The sequence below is a fragment of the Mariniflexile aquimaris genome (assembly GCF_042676825.1).
Classification (GTDB): Bacteria; Bacteroidota; Bacteroidia; order Flavobacteriales; family Flavobacteriaceae; genus Mariniflexile; species Mariniflexile aquimaris.
The window spans coordinates 445,111-463,913 of the sequence record NZ_JBHTIB010000008.1 but is presented as its reverse complement, the minus strand read 5'-3'; the positions used below and the strand labels follow the sequence as shown (position 1 = coordinate 463,913).

17 protein-coding genes are annotated in these 18,803 nt (G+C 32.0%); 1 reads left to right on the top strand and 16 read right to left on the bottom strand.

The genetic code is table 11. The features are described from left to right. Positions 1-258: 258 nt before the first annotated feature. The 16 genes from neuB to ACFQ0I_RS06925 form a co-directional block, all read right to left on the bottom strand. Positions 259-1,302, bottom strand: coding sequence for an N-acetylneuraminate synthase (gene neuB, locus ACFQ0I_RS07000; RefSeq protein WP_379940709.1), 1,044 nt, complete (start codon positions 1,300-1,302; stop codon positions 259-261). Between the two features lie 197 nt (positions 1,303-1,499). Further along, the gene (locus ACFQ0I_RS06995; RefSeq protein ID WP_379940707.1) at positions 1,500-2,162 is read right to left on the bottom strand and encodes an acylneuraminate cytidylyltransferase family protein; all 663 of its coding nucleotides are present in this window, start codon (positions 2,160-2,162) and stop codon (positions 1,500-1,502) included. Between the two features lie 27 nt (positions 2,163-2,189). Further along, a complete protein-coding gene (locus ACFQ0I_RS06990; RefSeq protein ID WP_379940705.1) occupies positions 2,190-2,837 on the bottom strand; it encodes a methyltransferase domain-containing protein in 648 nt (215 codons plus the stop codon). Between the two features lie 27 nt (positions 2,838-2,864). After that, positions 2,865-3,770, bottom strand: a complete 906-nt coding sequence (locus tag ACFQ0I_RS06985; RefSeq protein WP_379940703.1) for a glycosyltransferase family 2 protein — start codon at positions 3,768-3,770, stop codon at positions 2,865-2,867. Further along, positions 3,763-5,016, bottom strand: coding sequence for a UDP-glycosyltransferase (locus tag ACFQ0I_RS06980; protein ID WP_379940701.1), 1,254 nt, complete (start codon positions 5,014-5,016; stop codon positions 3,763-3,765). The genes ACFQ0I_RS06985 and ACFQ0I_RS06980 overlap by 8 nt, the downstream gene beginning before the upstream one ends. Continuing rightward, positions 5,009-6,124 (bottom strand): non-hydrolyzing UDP-N-acetylglucosamine 2-epimerase, encoded by a 1,116-nt coding sequence (gene wecB, locus ACFQ0I_RS06975; protein ID WP_379940700.1) that lies wholly within the window; start codon positions 6,122-6,124, stop codon positions 5,009-5,011. The genes ACFQ0I_RS06980 and wecB overlap by 8 nt, the downstream gene beginning before the upstream one ends. A 4-nt stretch (positions 6,125-6,128) precedes the next feature. Next, positions 6,129-7,106 (bottom strand): glycosyltransferase family A protein, encoded by a 978-nt coding sequence (locus ACFQ0I_RS06970; protein ID WP_379940699.1) that lies wholly within the window; start codon positions 7,104-7,106, stop codon positions 6,129-6,131. A 13-nt stretch (positions 7,107-7,119) separates the two neighbouring features. Further along, the gene (locus tag ACFQ0I_RS06965) at positions 7,120-7,998 is read right to left on the bottom strand and encodes a hypothetical protein (RefSeq protein WP_379940697.1); all 879 of its coding nucleotides are present in this window, start codon (positions 7,996-7,998) and stop codon (positions 7,120-7,122) included. Between the two features lie 12 nt (positions 7,999-8,010). After that, on the bottom strand, positions 8,011-8,778 hold the full coding sequence (locus ACFQ0I_RS06960) for a glycosyltransferase family 2 protein (RefSeq protein ID WP_379940695.1): 768 nt from the start codon (positions 8,776-8,778) through the stop codon (positions 8,011-8,013). Beyond that, positions 8,778-9,602, bottom strand: coding sequence for a glycosyltransferase family 2 protein (locus ACFQ0I_RS06955; RefSeq protein ID WP_379940693.1), 825 nt, complete (start codon positions 9,600-9,602; stop codon positions 8,778-8,780). The genes ACFQ0I_RS06960 and ACFQ0I_RS06955 overlap by 1 nt, the downstream gene beginning before the upstream one ends. Then, positions 9,603-10,442 (bottom strand): glycosyltransferase family 2 protein, encoded by an 840-nt coding sequence (locus ACFQ0I_RS06950; protein ID WP_379940691.1) that lies wholly within the window; start codon positions 10,440-10,442, stop codon positions 9,603-9,605. Continuing rightward, positions 10,432-11,130: a class I SAM-dependent methyltransferase gene (locus tag ACFQ0I_RS06945; RefSeq protein WP_379940689.1), complete on the bottom strand. Its 699-nt coding sequence runs from the start codon at positions 11,128-11,130 to the stop codon at positions 10,432-10,434. The genes ACFQ0I_RS06950 and ACFQ0I_RS06945 overlap by 11 nt, the downstream gene beginning before the upstream one ends. 4 nt (positions 11,131-11,134) lie before the next feature. Then, complete coding sequence (locus ACFQ0I_RS06940; RefSeq protein WP_379940688.1) at positions 11,135-12,391, bottom strand: ABC transporter ATP-binding protein; 1,257 nt, start codon at positions 12,389-12,391, stop codon at positions 11,135-11,137. A 1-nt stretch (position 12,392) separates the two neighbouring features. Continuing rightward, positions 12,393-13,289 carry an ABC transporter permease gene (locus ACFQ0I_RS06935; protein ID WP_379940686.1) on the bottom strand — a complete coding sequence of 299 codons (897 nt, stop codon included), beginning with the start codon at positions 13,287-13,289 and terminating at the stop codon, positions 12,393-12,395. A 194-nt stretch (positions 13,290-13,483) separates the two neighbouring features. Next, positions 13,484-15,952, bottom strand: a complete 2,469-nt coding sequence (locus tag ACFQ0I_RS06930) for an exopolysaccharide transport family protein (protein ID WP_379940684.1) — start codon at positions 15,950-15,952, stop codon at positions 13,484-13,486. Positions 15,953-15,961: 9 nt separating this feature from the next. Beyond that, entirely contained in the window at positions 15,962-16,759 is a 798-nt protein-coding gene (locus tag ACFQ0I_RS06925) for a polysaccharide biosynthesis/export family protein (protein WP_379940682.1), read from the bottom strand. A gap of 105 nt (positions 16,760-16,864) precedes the next feature. On the opposite strand from ACFQ0I_RS06925, the gene ACFQ0I_RS06920 reads away from it, so the two are divergent. Then, positions 16,865-18,730, top strand: coding sequence for an ABC-F family ATP-binding cassette domain-containing protein (locus ACFQ0I_RS06920; protein WP_379940680.1), 1,866 nt, complete (start codon positions 16,865-16,867; stop codon positions 18,728-18,730). The last annotated feature ends 73 nt before the right edge of the window (positions 18,731-18,803 follow it).

Genomic DNA, 18,803 nt, shown 5'->3' with positions numbered 1-18,803 from the left:
ACAGGCTCAACGTGACAGCGTTATTTAATTTATAATTGTAACTCCAAATTTCAGCCTAAAACAACCGAATTCTCTAATTATACCAAACATTGCCAGAATGAGCCAGTCGAAGTCTAACAATACTAATCTTTTGCGCTTCAACAAGCTTAGCGTGACCCACGTATTCTAATACTATTCTCAATGTCAGACTGAGCTTGTCGAAGTCCTAACTCACCTTATCTTAACATCGCTTCGACAAGCTCAGTATGACAACTGATTTTATTGAATGTCCTCCCAAGTTAATTGTTCGTCATTTTCTATATCGCGACCGGCCTTTTTTCCTAAAATACTTTCAAAATGTTCTGCTAAAATCTTTCCTGTTCCAGGGCGTTTTACCCATAAATTTTCTTTAGTAAAAACAGTCCCTTTTTTTATTTTGGAAATGCTACATACGGTAGCAAAGGCGAAGTCGATGGTTACTTGTTCCTCTTTAGCAGCTTCTTTGATACCTCCTCGCATAAGCGCAATTTCTTTACTGTTCACAATGAGTTCTTTACAAGCTTTTTCATCCATACTACAAACAATATCGGGCCCCTGCCGTTGCATATGGTCGGTAAAATGTCGCTCTAAAATAGAAGCACCTAAAGCCACAGCACCTAAACAAGCATTATTATTAAGCGTATGATCGCTTAAACCAAAGACCTTATCTGGAAATGCCTGATGCATTTGCATCATAGCTCCAAAACGCACCAAATGAGTTGGTGTGGGATATAGATTCGTTGTATGTAATAAGGCGACTGGCACTTTGTATTTATCAAAAATGGCGACTGCTTTTTGGATGCTTTCAATAGTATTCATTCCGGTGCTTAAAATAACAGGTTTCCTAAATTGGGCAATATGCTCCAACAACGGGTAATTGTTACACTCGCCAGAACCAATTTTATAAGCTGGAATATCAAAACGCTTTAAACGTTCGGCCGCGGCACGAGAAAAAGGAGTTGATATAAAAATCATGCCTTTACTTTCTACGTAATTTTTCAACTCCAATTCATCAGGTTCATTCAGTGCACAACGTTCCATAATGTCGTAAATAGACACTGTAGCATTTCCGGGAATGACTTGTTTTGCTACAGCACTCATTTCGTCTTCTACGATATGGGTTTGGTGCTTTACCACTTCCGCACCGGCTCGATAAGCTGCATCTACCATCTCTTTTGCGACTTGCAGAGAGCCTTCGTGATTGATGCCTATTTCTGCAATAACTAATGGTGGGAAATCTAATCCTATTTTACGGCCTGCTATGTCTATGAATGGATTATTCATTTATTTTCTTTTTTTATTTGCGCTTCGACAAGCTCAGTGAGACAACTAATACTATTCTCCCTTTTTTGTCAGACTGAGCCTGTCGAAGTCCTTATATATCTCTTTACTTTATTAACGCTTCGAAAAGTTCAGCAAAACAAATGTTTTCTAATATTATTCGCATTGCAGAATGAACCTGTCGAAGTCCCCTTCTAAACTTATCTTGAATCTTTTTTTAACAAGAACTCCGCATACTCAAAATCTTCTTGTGTATCAATATCGATGGAGGCAAAAGGATGATTGATAATTAAAGGGTATGCCTTTTCTGTAATGATTTGATTATTTAAAATATGCTCTACCTTTGTAATATATAATAAACCATTTTCAAAATATAAAGGTTCTAAATCCTGACTTCGCTGTCCGGTGCAATAATTAAACGGCTTAAAAACAGCGTTTTCTACAGTGCCAAATTTTTGGTGATTTCTTGTCACCGTAAATAGGCTTTCGCTCATTGTATCGTTAAATAATTGAAATGCTTCTTTTAGTAAGTTTTTAGGACGTAACGGATTGGTAGGCTGTAACAACACCACGTTTTCCACATCGTAATCTAAAGATTCTAATACATGTTTTAAAGCGGTAACGGTGGGCTCTAAATCGCCCGATAATTCATTTGGTCTATCAATAACCTTAGCTCCAAAATTTAACGCAACATGTTTTATATCTTCATCATTGGTTGAAACATAAATAGCATCAATAAAATCCTGCTGTTTGGCGTAATGGATACTATGTACCAATAACGGAACGTCTCCCAATAATTTAATGTTTTTATTAGGTAAACGTTTTGAGTTACCTCTTGCTGGTATGATGGCTATGGTTTTCAATTTTCTTTAAATTTTAACAAGTATTTACTATACTTTTCTAGCAACTATTCCGTAACTCATGCCTTTAGCTAATGGATTTCGATATTCAATAAAAGTTTCTATTTTATACTTTATCCAGTCTTTAATTGATGTTGTTTTCCTGTCTTTATACTGCATATCAACTATAGCATATTCTATTACTTCAAATCCACTTCTTTTTAAAAACTCATAAACAATATGTTTCCAAGGTGTAAATACATGATTTTCTGCAATATGCTTTTCTTGAAACGCATATAGAGAACCTCTCAAAAACAAACTTAAGATATTCTTACTAGATTGTGGGTTTGGAGTTGTTAAAATTAAAAACCCCTCTTTCTCTATATGATTGGCTACATTTTGAATTCCTAAAAGTGGGTTGTCTAAATGCTCTAAAACTTCTAAAAAAACAACTATTCCTGCATTATTAACACCACGAGGAGCTTGATTATTTAAATTCCATATGATAGTTTCGTCTATTTTTTTAACAGAATCAAATGGCTGCCATAAACCATTAATTGATTCAATTTTTTCTTTCATATGACCAAAACCTGCTCCAATATCACTAACAATTCCATTCGGCGAATTTGGAAAATATTTATCCAACATTGTGTCTGCAAATTCACCACGATTTTTAAATGTTTCTGTAAATATACTCAATGAATAATTTTTTAATATTAAATAAATTTATAAATCTCTTGGTGTCCAATATAATTTAGTTTCTGGAAGTTTTGAATACTCCAAAAATTCTTTTTTTGACAATCTATTGGCGTATTTCATTAATCGAAGTATATTAATAAAAACGTCAACCAATGCTTGTATAATGGCCAAAAATGCTTTAAAATCACCTTTGAATACTTTAGTTTTAAGCTGAACCCAAAAAGTATAAAAAAATCGTTTTGGAATCAATTCCCAAGGATAAAATAAAAAATATAGATACCAACCCGAACGCAACGAACGCCTTAAACGTATTTGATAATCATTTTGATTTTTTCTGCTTTTTACATCTACGCGATGATGCACCAAAACATCTGGTGTGTAATGAACTTCCAAGTTATTTTTAAATAATTGAAAGGATGCAAATGCTTCTTCTCCATAAAATACAAACCAATCTGGATAGTTTGGTATTGTTCTCCAAGCTTCCATTCGCCAAACATGCCCACAACCTACAAAACTTTTAACTTTACTATTAGTTTGCGAATGGCTCAAATTTTCGGGTAAAACCTTACCCCAAAAAATCCGAAAAGCAATAACAGCACATTTTTTATTGGATTCAAAATAATTCTCAATTATTTCTAAAGCATTCTGAAACAGTATATGTGCATCATCGTCTAATGTGATTGCATATTTTGCCTTTGTTAAATTAAGTAATCTATTTCTACTATATACAAGCCCTTTACTTTTTTGGTTTTTTATTAATTGAATGGAATTGTAGTTTGTTTCGATAAAATTTGAAGTTCCATCGGACGACCCATCATCGCAAATAATAAACTCTATATTCTTGTTTTCAATAAAACTGGATAGTTGATTTAAAGTTTCTTTTAAATCAGGAAGTCTGTTTTTTGTTGTGATTAATATGGAAAATTTAGTCATTATCAAAAACCTTTTCTAGTTGTTCTTTTAAATACTTTTTCCCTAAATAGCTTTCTAAATCCGGCCTATTTAAACGCATTGTTTTAGCCGAATTTAACCATTTATTATAAAGTTTTTCTAATATAATAGAAATGGTTTTCACATTATCAATTTCTGCCCAGTATTCATAATTCTCACCTAGTAAACGCATGGTTTCACTGTGTTTAGGTCCTAAATGTAGTATTAGTTTATTTGCTGATATACAATGAGGAAACTTACCTGGCAAAAATGGACTAATCTCTGATTTCGCTTCTAAAATAACATTCACCGACACATGTTTTTGCAACCAATACACCTCATTAAAAGGTACATTAGTGAGTTTTATAAATAGCTCAGGTAAATTAGGCACAAATTTATTAATAGACTCTTTATGAAAATCGGCATTACCTAATAATAACAATCTTGAATCCATTTTTGCTTCAGGTTTATTTTTTAGAAATAATTCGAACCCTCTAATTAAACCTACTGGATTACGCTGTTTCATTAAATTGCCTGCATGTAAAATATTAAACTTAGTCTCATCAAAATAGTTAGGCTTTTCAATATAAGTTGATAATTCTTCAAAACTCTGATGTGGAATTATAATTCCTGTCCTAACAAAGTTCGGGAAGTAATTCCCCATCCAATCCCTTAAAAGTAAACTTGGAAACGCAGAAAATTTAGCATTTTCTGAAACCAATTTAAAAAAAAATTGCTTTTTTTTATGTCCAGGTTCCTTCCAATCATATGGATTTGGATAACAACTAAATGGAAATGGGTCATGTACATAAGCCATCCACCTACTATATAAATTTGGAATTTTATTGACTGCATAATGCGGTCGAAAACTAGCGCCTTTACTTAAAGTAATAATTAAATCGAATTTAGAAGTATTGAGTTTTTTTACTGCTAATTCAATACTATTTACATCATTAAAGAATGTGAAAGAAAACCCGAAAACAGACTCTAAATTGGTTGCTAAATTTATTTTAAAATAACGTTGTATAACACGCTGCGTTCTACTTAAAAAATACAATATGTTATACTTTCTTTCTTTTATTGAAATACACTCAACACCCTCTAATTGAATTTTTTTTTGTGTAAAATGCAAAACCGTAACGACATAACCAACAGCTGCTAAATTTTTAATTAATGCTACATTGGCCTTAGAACCACTACTATCATTCACATTAATTGAATCTACTACTATTAGAATTTGTTTATTCATTTATCAAAATATTATTTTGAATGAAATCGACTATTTTAATTGCCGCAAGCCCTTCTCCATAAGGGTTGGTCATTTTATCATTTCCTTTATGTGTAGTTAATATTCTATATGCTTCATGAATTATTTTAGTTGTGTTGGTGCCAACTAAAATAGAGCATCCTGATGTTATACCTTCTTCCCGTTCAGTCGTCTCTCGAGTTACTAAAACCGGTATATTTAAAGATGGAGCTTCTTCTTGAATACCTCCTGAATCTGAAATTATTAAAACAGCTTTATTCATTAACCACACAAATGACGGGTAATCTAAAGGTGCTATTAAATGAATGTTTTTAATACTCGATAATTTTTCATAAACGACCCTTTGAACATTTGGGTTTAAATGTACAGGAAACACAATTTCAACTTCATAAATTTTTGAAATCTCTAAAATTGCCTCACATACATTCTCAAACCCAGCCCCAAAGCTCTCTCTTCGGTGGCCCGTTACCAAAATAACTCTTTTATTAAAATTGATTGTTTCGTTTAAACTTTCAATAAATGCATTGTTATATCCATGTTCAATTTTCTTTAAAGTAATATTAAGTGAGTCAATAACAGTATTGCCAGTAACAATGACGTTACTTTCATATACATTTTCTTTTAAAAGATTATTTTTTGCTTTTTGAGTCGGTGCAAAATGAAAATCTGATATTCGACCTGTTATTTGTCTATTGAGTTCTTCAGGAAAAGGAGATGTCTTATCATAAGTTCTTAACCCAGCTTCTACATGGGCTACTTTGTAATTTCCATGAAATGCTGCTAAAGCTACTAATGTTGATGTGGTAGTATCACCATGTACCAATACCAAATCAAACTGTTCTTTTTTTAGTATAGCATCCATTTCATACAATATTCTAGAGCTTAACATATTCAAACTTTGATTGGGTTGCATCAGATCTAAATCGTAATCCGGTACTAATTGAAAAAAGTCTAATACTTGATCGAGCATTTCCCTATGTTGTGCTGTTACACAGAGTTTAAAAGCAATTTGTCTTTTATTTAACTCTAAACATATTGGTGCCATTTTTATGGCTTCGGGCCGTGTACCAAAACAAATAAGTAGTTTCATAAACCTAAAGTTTCATAAGTTTTTTAATTATCTTAAAAAAAATAATTTTAATTCTATAAGGTACAATTGACTTGGATGGGTTTTTTATATTTTTAAATATTTTTGAATTTAATAATAGTTCATTGTCAAAGTTCGCCTTTAAAACAAAATCATCAATTTTATTACCAATATGATACGCATATGACTTTGCAGTCGATAAACGATACCACCCATTCCTATCCGCTGGTTCATCTAGATAAATATCTTCATATCCATTAATAAACTTCATTTCCGGAAATTCAGTTTCAAAATTAAAAATAGCCTTCCTATATGTTGCACAAAAATGTCCAGCACCCAATACTGCTGTAACATTATTTTTTAGATAATATTGTTTTTCTTTCCAAGAAAACGTTCTATTCCGCCTATTAAATAAGGCTGGATTAAACAACCCTTTTAAATACAAATCATTATCATTGTCTGACACAATCTTGTCATATTTAATTCTTCCAAAAAAATAATTATCAAAAAATACTGAATTATTTTTATTCAAAGCCAGTGACTGAAGAGGAAGAGGAGATACAACCCCTGCTTTTTTTATGTCTTTAAAAATTTCAAAAACTGCTGATTCCCACCCACTAAAAAATAATAAATCTGCATCTGCTATTGTTATAAAAGGTTCATAAGCTGCTTTGGCTTCACTAAACACCGGATAAACCTTACCTTTATTTTCACCATAAATTACAAATTTATCAATATACGCTTTATACTTAACCATAATTGGCTGGATTAAGAACTCGCTGGAATTATTATTTATTAATGTAATGGCTGTTGTCTCAAAATTAATTGTTTGGATTAGAGAATTTAGACATGCATCTAAAACCTCAATACTATTTGAATAATATTCTTCTTGATTATTTGGTATGTATACAGGAATAATTATTCTATGAAAATAACATTTGTTTTTTTCTCCTTTATATTTCTCCGGATTTACTCCATCTCTCATTTTTAACAAACATTTATTTATTATGCATTAACTTTTTTAAAATACTTAAAAATTTCATATAGAAAGTTTTTTTTGCAGGATATAACCAAGGATCAATTTTCTTTTCCCATTCATCATTTAACCAAAATTTTAGGTAAGTCAAATCATAACCTAATCGAATAAATTCTTTTCCTTGATTAATAAGATTAATATCATATAAATGAAATGCAGGGTAAGTTGTATTTAAATAAATATCATAATCCATAACGCTAGCACGAATACAAAAATGTTTGTCCTCTCCAAGATAATCTAAATTTGAGATTTTTTTAAAAGAAACATTATCAAGTAATATTTGCCTTGATAATAAGGTACATGCCCCTGTAAAATCAACTTTATAAGTCCCATTTTCTCTAAACATCAATAAATCTTCTTTGGTATATCCATGAGGCTTAGAATACCATCCATTGGGGGCATATGTAGGTGTGTAATCAAACTTAGTCCAAAATATTTCTGAACAAAAGTGTTTATTTTGTTGTAATAATATTTTTAAAGTTTCGGGATGTAGAATTAAATCGCTATCAGTAAAGAAAAGATAATCATAATCATTATTTAAAAAATATTTTATTGCGAAATTTTTTATCGCAGTTATCCTTTTATAAGAATCTATAACCCATCGTTCCTTTTGATTCTTACTCTTGTCTTCTAACTTAATATCTGTTTGTGTAAATAAAATCCCATTATCAAAATTGCCTACAAATTTTTTTAATAATAATGAGCTCCTAAAATCATCATTATCATCAAAAAAAGAATATGTTAAATTTAGACCTTCCTTTTGTAGATCTTTCAATGATTTTAAATGAAGTTCAACAATTTCATTTTCTTTTTTTACTGGTGAAAAATGGAGAATCTTCATAAAATACAAAAATTAAAACTTTAATAAATTAGGGTTAGTATCTAGTATAGATTTATATTGTTCCGCATTTCCATATCTACCATCCAAGTCAAGGTTAATATAGCGGTTGTATTTTAATATTCTATCCCTTTCGTTAGACCAACCTAGATGTTTAAGCTTTATATCGGAATTCTCAAAAGGTAAAAGGTGTAAGTTTTTTGGGTGCCTTCCACAATGTTGATCTTGCTTCAAGAACTTATATTTAAAATATGGTTGATACCTAATCAAAAAGGTTTTATACTTATAATGCGCACACCATAAATTATCTTCTCTATAATGCGTTTCGTTCCACATATCATATAATCTAAATTTATATACATCAATATTTTTATTATTTATTATACTTTTAATATTATCCAAAATTTTATTTTCAAAAATTTCATCTGCATCCAAAAAAAGTATCCAATCTGGATTCATTTTCAAAGTTTCTTTCCATTGCAACTTTCTAAGCTTATATTCTTTATGAAACAAACTTTTTTTGTTTTGGATAATCTTAAAGGAAGTGTTTTTTAAAACCTCTTTACATAACTGTACAGAATTATCTGTACTAGCATCATCTATAATTATGACTTCATCAACATATTTAATAGCATGCTCTAAAACTTCTCTTAAATACCTATCAGCTTCATTTTTTACTATCATAGACAGTGTCAACTTATTCTCCTCTTTCACCACTCTTTTACTAAATGATTTCAACTCAGGAAATATACTTTTTAATATTTTTGTTATTCGATAACTCATTAATATCTAACAATTTCTTTAAGAAACCTTATAAGAAAATTAACTCTTTGTGAAAAATTCACTTTTCTTGAAAATATAATCATCTTATATGTTTTAAATCTAATTAATCGCAACGATTTCCTGTACACTTTGTCTTTTTCAAAACTGCCTTTTGTAACAGACTCCTTATGTTTTCTATACCAGAATAGAATTTTGTCAACCGGTTTAAAATTAAGGTTTTCTTTAAAAAATATTCTTAAATAAAAATCTCTTTCTTCTCCCGTAAACAATCGCTCATCAAATTTATAATTTTTGATGCTGCTTAATTTCCAAATTGGCCCTAATGAATTTAGACTAATATTATTATATAAAAAATCCCAAAACAAATCATTAGTTAATATATTAGTAGAATTATCTTCTGCTGATTCTAAATCAAAATTGATAGTTTTAAAATCTCCAAACTTTCTGTACTTGCAGAAGGTTACATCCAAGGTTTCATCTTCTAAAAAAGGATTTATTTGCAATTCAAGTTTTCTCGGATGCATAATATCATCGTCATCAAAAAATTGAATAAATTCAGCATTTCTACTTTCTGCAATATCTAAACCTTGATTTCGTGAACCAGACAAACCTTTGTTGTATTTTTCGGTTTTTAAGAAATAACTAAATCGACTATCATCTTTAATAAATTCATTTATAACTACTTTCGTATTGTCAACAGAATAATCATCAATAACTATACATTCCCAATTAGCGTAAGTTTGATTTTTGATGGATTGTAAGGTCTCTAAAACAAAATGCGCTCTATTGTAGGTTGATAATAGTATTGTTACCCTTAAGTTCATTTATGATATTTTGGATTTTACCCATCGCAATGGTTTTAAAATAAAGTGTCCAATTTTGTAATCTAAAGAATTAAGCAATTTCAATCTGCTACATTTATTAATTTCAATCTCTTCTAAAAAATGTTTTATAGTTTCATCATAGTGCAATACATATAAATCTTTATGCTTTTTAAAAATATATTCTTTTATTACTTTATCATAGTTTTTAATAGCAATTTTCCTCATGGAATCATCTCTTTGTCTGTAAAAAAATAGGACTTCCGGAATTACATGAACTTTCCATTTTTGAGTTAACCGAATATAGAACTCCCAATCTTCATAACCTTTTTTCATTTTTTCGTCATAACCTCCAATTTCTTGCCAACATAATTTCCTTAACATTGAAGTTCCTATAGCAGAATTCTGAAATAAGAAATCTTCAATAACACCCCCTGTAGGTTTAAATATCTCTAACCTTTTGGTTTTTATAAATTTCTGTCCCCAACAAGAAACTGCACCACAATTTGGATCTTTTTCTAAAATATTTATTGCTTTAGAGATAAAACTAAAATCATACTTATCATCCGAATCTAAAAGTAAAATAAAAGTTCCTTTCGACTTACTTATTCCAACATTTCTAGCACTGCTTAAACCCCCGTTTAATTTTTCAAAATAAATAAATCTCGAATCTTTTTCTGCCCAATACTGGGCTATTTTTTTTGTATCATCAGTGCTACCATCATCAACAATAATGCATTCCCAATTGGTGTAAGTTTGTTCTAATACTGAGTATAAAGCTTCTTCAATAAAACAAGCTTGATTATAGCACGGAATTATTATAGAAACCAGATTATTTTTCATCTTTTTTAAATAACCAAACTTGGTATATTTCAATAACTGTTTGTTCATTAAACTGAACAGGAATTCTTTTCAATTTTGGGTTTTTACCACCATTTTTCTTAAACATATCTTCAATCTGCTGTTCTGAAATCCAATCTTCTACAGGTTGTTTAATACCAGTAACTTTAGCCCATTCATTAAAAACCTCTTTTCTAGGAGTAGTAATTATTACCGTTCCATTGGGTTTAAGTAAATTGAAAATATCTTTAACAAAAGCTTCTTTTTTAGAATCTTCGATATGTTCAAAAACTTCAGATGACACTATTAAGTCAAACTTTTCTGAATAGTTTGGTAATATATTTTTTGTTGTTCCCTTTAAAAATTTAATGTGTGGAAACAATTCTCTAGCATAATTAACAACAACTTTTACCGGGTCTATGCCAATTACATCACCATATTTTGAGAGCAAATTAGATAGCCAACCTCTTCCACATCCTAAATCTAAAATTAAAGATTCTTGACTAAATCCTATTTCTTTTATAAAAGCCTCAATTGATTCCCACCTTCTTAACTCATCATTATTAGGTATTGCTTTGTTCCATTTATCATTCTTAACAAATAATTTCTTATAATAATTATCTTCAACTACCTTTGACGGCAAAATAACTTTAATGAAACCCTTTATCTTCTTTAATACTTTTTTTATCAAAACTTCATTTTAATTTATACTCCATATTCCACTTAACATTTTTATGATAAACTTTATTTAACTTTAAATTTAAGACTCCTATTGATTCAAATTTTGAAGCGGCTAACACAGTAAATCCTATCACATCTCGAATTTCCTCTAAATCTCTATTAGAATCCCCTAAAAACACATCTAATTTGTAATTCCCAGGAAGAAGTTTTAACTTACCTATTACAACTTTAACACACCCCTTAGACACACATTTATTATTAATTTTTTTAGATGAATAATGTCTATTATTAATTCCTACTAATTCAACTTCGTTAATATCTTTAATTACAATTCCTAAAATTAAATTATGAATTTCAATATTAGAATCAAAACAAACATTTATTGTCATTTTAGAGTTATAAATAACTCTGTTTTCAGATAGAAATACACTTTTAATTATATTATTTCCAACAAATTTAAAATTCTTTTTTATTTGACCATCATCTAAATATCTATTCAAAACTCTATCTATGCTTCCTTGAAACTTAACTTTACCGTTTTCCAACAAAATGCCTCTCGTACACAAACTCTTAACCGCCGCCATATTATGACTCACAAACAAAACCGTTCGCCCTTCACCTCTACTAATATCTTGCATCTTCCCAATGGCTTTTTTTTGAAATTCGGCATCACCCACCGCTAATACCTCATCTATAACTAAGATTTCGGGTTCTAAAAAAGCGGCGACAGCAAAAGCTAAGCGTACGGTCATCCCTGACGAATACCTTTTTACTGGCGTATCAATATAACGCTCACATCCTGAAAACTCAATAATCTCATCTATTTTAGAAGCGATTTCTTTTTTGGTCATTCCTAAAATTGCACCATTGAGAAAGATGTTTTCTCGTCCTGTCATTTCACCATGAAAACCCGTTCCTACCTCTAACAACGAAGCAATACGTCCTTTGGTTTTAATTTCCCCAGTTGTTGGACTGGTTACTTTAGATAAAATTTTTAACAAGGTCGATTTTCCTGCACCATTTTTCCCAATGATGCCAAGAACTTCACCACGTTCCACTTCAAAATTAATATCCTGTAACGCCCAAACATAATCGGATGTTCCTTTGGTACTTCGATCGTTAACTTCTCCAATTTTTAAATAGGGGTCTTCTTTGCCTCGTACCTTATGCCACCAACGGTTTAAATCATGACTAATGGTGCCTGTACCCACTAATCCTAATCGGTATTGCTTGCTAATGTTTTCAACTTTTAATATTACGTCTCTACCCATGCTAAACCGTATCTATAAACGTTTTTTCGGTCTTATTAAAAACAACTAACCCCATCAAAAACACAATAACACTTATTATGGAGGCATAAGCTAGTTTAACAACCGAGAATTCACCTGCTCCTAAAGTTACATATCGAAACAATTCTATAACGGTGGTCATCGGATTATATTCTATCAAATACCCTACAAAATTTGGCAAAACACCTTCTGAAACTTTATTTTGTATTAAAGAAATAGGATACATAACCGCCGATCCGTACATCAGCAATTGGACACCGAATGCCACCAAAAAACTTAAATCGCGATACTTGGTCGTCATAGAGGAAATAATCATCCCGAATCCCAATCCTAAAATCGCCATAATAATGACTAATATTGGTAATAAAATGATTGAAACGGATATGGACACATTATAAGCCAAATCGGTAAAAAACACAAAATAAACATAAAAACTGACAAACACGAGTAACTGAATGCCAAACTTAATAAGGTTTGATAACACCATAGACATAGGCATAATAACCCGTGGAAAATACACTTTCCCAAAGATGCCTTGGTTTTGTTTAAACGTGTCGCTCGTTCCGGTAAGGCAAGCGCTAAAATAATTCCAGGCACTAATGCCCGCTAGATTAAACAAAAATGCTGGCACACCATCGCCCGTGTCAATTTCTGCTATATTATTAAAAACCAAGGTAAAAATGACCGAGGTAAAAAGCGGCTGAATAAAATACCAAAGCGGTCCTAATATGGTTTGCTTGTATAGTGTGATTACATCGCGTTTTACGAATAACAAAAGCAAATCTCTATAGTACCAAATCTCCTTAAAATTTAAATTGATGACACTCTTTTTTGGTGAGATGGTATAGAGCCAATCGGTATGGTGTGTTTGTTTATTCAAATTTTGATGTAATTACAATTCCATTTTCAATTTTATAACATGTTTACTGTAGGGTTCCTTTGTAGATCCCTCGTAGATACGTCGTAGATAAAGCGTGCGACTGTTAAAATTCCTAAAACCACTAAAACATACAGAATCTCCAGATTTTACAGCATTCTTAAAAATGGATAGATTCTTGGCACAGTACGTTTACATTAAGTATCCGATTTACGCAACAACGCCATTAGTTTATACCAAAAGTTTGTGTTGGTCTTTGCATCATCATGATAGCCATTAGCATAATTCCCATACCCATAGCCATAACCGTACCCGTAACCATAACCATAGCCGTATTTTGCCTTTTGGTCGTAACCGTTATATATTAAACTTATATTTTTAATTTGTTTGGTTTTATATTTTTCATTGATAAAGTTGAGCATACCCTTCTTGGTATAATCTTGTCTTACAACATATAAAGACGCATCTACATGTTCTAACAATTCTAGTGCGTCTGCCACTAACCCAATAGGCGGCGTATCTAAAATAATATACTCATATTTCGTCTTTAAATAAGCTATGAGTTCCCCCAGTTTATCATTTATCAATAATTCTGAAGGGTTTGGCGGAATAGGACCTGAGGTTATTACATCTAAATTCTCAATACCCGTTGCCTGTATCACAGCTTCTATAGATTCTTGACCAATAAGGTAATTAACAACCCCAATATCATTTTTAATCCCAAAATCTCCAAAAATCTTAGGTTTTCTGAGGTCTAAGCCTACTAAAATGGTCTTTTTTTCACTTAAAGCAAAAACCGTAGCCACATTAATAGAACAAAATGTTTTTCCTTCGCCACTCACAGACGAAGTGACCAACAAGGTTTTAGTACCATCTAAGTCTTTCGATTTATAATAATACTGCAAATTAGATCGAATGGCTCGAAACGATTCTGCTACAGCCGATTTTGGTTTTCTGTGAACCACTAAATTATTATCTAATACATTCTTACCAACCACACCCAAAATAGGAATTGAGGATAGCTGTTCCACATCCATTGGACTGTGAATATTATTATCTATAAAAGTTAAAACGAATGCAAACAATAGCGGAATTAGCAATGCTGCAAATAAGGCAAAGACATACCTAATATTTAAATTTCTTCCTAAAACAGTGGCGCCTGTATTTTTTGCGGAATCGATGACCAGAATATCCGATACATTGGAAGCTTTTATAATTTCTGCTTCGCCACGTTTTGCTAAAAACACATTGTAGGTTTGCTCGCTTAACGAATATTGCCGCTCGATGGTGATTAACTTTTGCTGATCTTCGGGCAACTTATTGAATTGCGATTCGATACGACTTAAGGAACTATTTACATTTTGTAATTCCCTATTAAGGCCATTTGTTGCAGAACTTATATTTTCTAACAACACATTTTTTAATCCTTGAATCTGCCTATTCAAATCATTAAAAACCGAAGCATCGCTGCGGACAGAATATTGCAGTTTCGATTTTTGTACCGACAACTCATTAATCCTCGCTACGTTGGCCAAAATATTACCGTCGCCAATACCTGCTATAGATGGCGCAGGAATTTCGGTAAACGAACTACTCGTTAACAAATAATTTTTAAGATTAGAATAATAATTTAGCTGTCTGTTTATAGACTCCTTATCAGCATCAAACTTGCTTAGCTTGTCATTAAGTGCCGTACTTTCTTCATCAAGACTATAAATTTTATTCTTCTTTCTATAATCATTCAATTCTTCGGCATTGCTAGTTAATTCTCCTTTTACCCTAGAAATCTGTTCATCAATAAAAGCTATAGCATTGGTAGCGTATTGGTTTTTTCTATTTAACTGATCTTCGCTTAAAACGGTTACAATCATATTCAAATAGTCCACAATCTTCTCGGTATTTTTATCAATAAGCGAGATATCAAGAATGGGGGAATTGTTGGTGTTAGAAACAGCTGTTCGTCCTTGGTAACTAGACACAATACTATTAAAATCACTAAACTGAATAAAATAGACCTCACCCGCTATGGCTTTTCTTTTTTCGGCCACATTAATCACCCCTTTTAAAAATGGCAATTCTACAGAATCTCCAAACTTAAATTGCCTTTTAAAAAGACCCGAGTTTACATCTACGTTTGATAATTCTTTGGTAAAATAATTTTGCGCCGTTACTACAGATGAAGGGAATTCAACTTCCAGCTCATAAGAATCGGTATCTAAAATCGATATTTTTATAGGTGTATTTATAAGTTGTGGAAAATTATAATCATGGCTAAACCTAAAAGGTGCCGCTTTATAAATGTCCTGCAATCTAAACCTGCCTTGTTTTAAATAACTTTTGTAAAACTCCAAGCGATCCACCACTTTTTCATGATGCGAACGCGATTTAAGCGTAACCACCATGGTTTGTACTTTAGATGTAACGCCGCCCCAGTTAAAGGTTAAACTCGCATTTGAAGTAAATAAGGGATTGCTATCATCTTCAACAGAAATTTTGGTTCCTAGTTGATACGAAAACTCTTCGCGTATATTTTTTTGATACACAAAGAAAACCCCAATCGCAAAAAGCAACACAAAAAACTTCCAATAGCTTAACGCTCGAAACAGGAACTTTTTAATATCGAAACTCGCACCTGATGATTCTGAAACTTCAAATTCTTCAATCATAATTTTAAATTAAAGATTTTTAGTTAAAAAGTACGTCGACACTAAAACCGAAAGAATGGAAGCAATAGTAGTAACATTTTGAATACCTGTTTGTCCTGCTCCTAAAGCTTTGCGTTTTAAGGGCTTTACCAAAATCATATCGTTAGGCTGTATGTAATAATACGGCGATTGCATAGCAGCTATATCGGTTAAATCGATGTGATGTATTTTTTGTCCGTCGGCATATTGTCGTATCACTAAAACGTCTTTTCTGTCGCCCGTTAAACTAATATCGCCGGCATTTGCCAAGGCTTCAATAATATTTACACGGTCTTGAAACAGCGTGTAAACACCAGTTCCTTCAACTTCTCCTGTAACGGTATAGCGCAATCCAGCCAATTTTACCGTAACAAATAATTCGGCGGTTTCTTTAAAATATTGTGCTAATAATTCGGCCTTTACTTTATTTTCAATTTCCTGAATCGTATAGCCCAAAACATTGATTTCGCCTAAAATGGGGAATTTAATATTACCGTGTAAATCGATAGTAAAACCGTTAAAATATAATGAGGATTGCCCTTGAGTTGCAGCGCCAACGGTCGTTTCTACCGGATTAAATATTTTGGTAAGTTCGTCGTCTAAAGCCTTTACATTAATACTTAAAATATCGTTAACTTGCACCCTGTAAGGTTTTGAAGACTCTTTAAGCACCAAAGAATCGATAGGCACCGTTCCTTTATCTTGTAAATAAACAACATCTTTATTGGTAATGCACGATAAACACAAAACGCTAAATGCTATACAACTAAGTAAGAAATGCTGTTTCATTATAGGGGTCATAGTTTTGTCACAAATATAACTTTTCAAAATGAACAATAAAACTTATAACGTAGTTTTTGGTTTTTTATCCGTTCTTTGCAAAAAAAATAGCCATTGAATTATTTAACAGTTGAAAATATATCGAAATCTTACGGAGAGTTAACACTTTTCGAAAACATTTCTTTTAGCATCCATAAAGATCAAAAAATAGCCTTTGTTGCTAAAAACGGCACAGGAAAAACATCTATTTTAAATATTCTTTCTGGTGATGATGAAGCCGATTCTGGCAACGTTATTTACAGAAAAGACATTAAAGTTGCTTTCTTATCGCAGGATCCAAAACTTGACAAAGATTTAACCATTGAAGAAACCATTTTTGCGAGCGACAATCCTATTTTAAAAGTTATACAAAACTACGAGCATGCGCTTTTAAATCCTGAAGATGCAGATACCTACCAAAAAGCATTCGAACAAATGGAACTGCATCAAGCCTGGGATTTCGAAACACAATACAAACAAATTCTCTTTAAATTAAAGCTTGAAGATTTAAACATAAAAATTTCAGCCCTTTCTGGCGGACAAAAAAAACGCTTGTCGCTGGCTAACGCGTTAATTAACAAACCCGATTTGTTGATTTTAGATGAGCCAACAAACCATTTAGATTTAGAAATGATTGAATGGTTAGAAGCCTTTTTCGCCAAAGAAAACATCACCCTTTTTATGGTGACGCACGACCGTTACTTTTTAGAGCGCGTGTGTAACGAAATTATAGAATTAGACGAAGGGCAACTTTACAGCTACAAAGGCAACTACTCGTACTATCTTGAAAAACGCGAAGCCCGAATAGAACAAGAAGCGACAGAAACAGGTAAAGCCAAACAACTTTTTAAGAAGGAATTAGAATGGATGCGTCGCCAGCCAAAAGCCAGAACCACCAAATCTAAATCCAGAATAGACGATTTTCACGATATAAAACATCGTGCCAGTCAGCGCAGAAACGACCACGAAGTCCAATTAGAATTGAACATGGAGCGTTTGGGCAGCAAGGTAGTAGAGTTTCATAAAGTATCTAAATCTTTTAAAGACAAAGTGATTCTTGATGGCTTTGAATACTTGTTTAAGAATGGCGAACGCGTTGGTATTATTGGTAAAAACGGCACAGGAAAAACAACCTTTTTAAATCTGTTAACACAAACCACGAAACCAGATTCAGGAAAAGTTGTTTTAGGCGAAACCGTTAAATTTGGCTACTATACACAAGACGGGATAACCATTAAACCAGATCAAAAAGTAATTGATGTGATTCGAGAATTTGGTGATTATATTCCGTTGAAAAAAGGAAAACAAATTAGCGCACAACAATTGCTGGAACGTTTTTTATTCAGCAGAAAAAAACAATACGATTTTGTTGAAAAACTAAGTGGTGGCGAACGTAAACGCCTTTATTTATGTACGGTTTTAATTCAAAATCCGAATTTTTTAATCTTAGATGAACCTACAAACGATTTAGATATTGTAACGCTTAACGTTTTAGAAAGTTTCTTATTGGATTTTCCGGGATGTGTGATTGTGGTTTCGCACGACCGCTATTTTATGGATAAGGTAATCGACCATCTTTTTGTATTTAAAGGCGAAGGTGAGATTGAAGATTTTCCTGGGAATTATACCGATTATCGGGTGTATGAAGATAGCCAACCCGTAATTTCGAACGCGCAAGACGATAAAAAAGAAAAGAATGCCTGGAAAAAAACAGAGGACACCAAACTATCGTTTAACGAGGAAAAAGAACTGAAAAATATTGAAAGCAAATTAAATTCGTTAGCCTTTGATAAAAATGAATTGGAAGCTAAATTTCATAATCCAGATTTAACGCCCGAAGAAATCACAAAACTATCGGAAGCTTTGCAAAAAATAATTGATGATATTGAAGCAAAGGAAATGCGCTGGATGGAATTGCAAGAGAAATTGGAAGATAATTAAAAAAGTTGCGAAGTTGCAAAGCGACAAAGACATTAACTCTGAAACTTTGAAGCTCTGAAACTTTGAAACTCTG

What these genes read in the sequence shown, in the direction of transcription:
- neuB (WP_379940709.1), bottom strand. Translation starts at nt 1,302, where the DNA reads ATGAATAATCCATTCATAGACATAGCAGGCCGTAAAATAGGATTAGAT.
- ACFQ0I_RS06985 (WP_379940703.1), bottom strand. Translation starts at nt 3,770, where the DNA reads ATGACTAAATTTTCCATATTAATCACAACAAAAAACAGACTTCCTGAT.
- ACFQ0I_RS06980 (WP_379940701.1), bottom strand. Translation starts at nt 5,016, where the DNA reads ATGAATAAACAAATTCTAATAGTAGTAGATTCAATTAATGTGAATGAT.
- wecB (WP_379940700.1), bottom strand. Translation starts at nt 6,124, where the DNA reads ATGAAACTACTTATTTGTTTTGGTACACGGCCCGAAGCCATAAAAATG.
- ACFQ0I_RS06970 (WP_379940699.1), bottom strand. Translation starts at nt 7,106, where the DNA reads ATGAGAGATGGAGTAAATCCGGAGAAATATAAAGGAGAAAAAAACAAA.
- ACFQ0I_RS06965 (WP_379940697.1), bottom strand. Translation starts at nt 7,998, where the DNA reads ATGAAGATTCTCCATTTTTCACCAGTAAAAAAAGAAAATGAAATTGTT.
- ACFQ0I_RS06960 (WP_379940695.1), bottom strand. Translation starts at nt 8,778, where the DNA reads ATGAGTTATCGAATAACAAAAATATTAAAAAGTATATTTCCTGAGTTG.
- ACFQ0I_RS06955 (WP_379940693.1), bottom strand. Translation starts at nt 9,602, where the DNA reads ATGAACTTAAGGGTAACAATACTATTATCAACCTACAATAGAGCGCAT.
- ACFQ0I_RS06950 (WP_379940691.1), bottom strand. Translation starts at nt 10,442, where the DNA reads ATGAAAAATAATCTGGTTTCTATAATAATTCCGTGCTATAATCAAGCT.
- ACFQ0I_RS06940 (WP_379940688.1), bottom strand. Translation starts at nt 12,391, where the DNA reads ATGGGTAGAGACGTAATATTAAAAGTTGAAAACATTAGCAAGCAATAC.
- ACFQ0I_RS06930 (WP_379940684.1), bottom strand. Translation starts at nt 15,952, where the DNA reads ATGATTGAAGAATTTGAAGTTTCAGAATCATCAGGTGCGAGTTTCGAT.
- ACFQ0I_RS06925 (WP_379940682.1), bottom strand. Translation starts at nt 16,759, where the DNA reads ATGAAACAGCATTTCTTACTTAGTTGTATAGCATTTAGCGTTTTGTGT.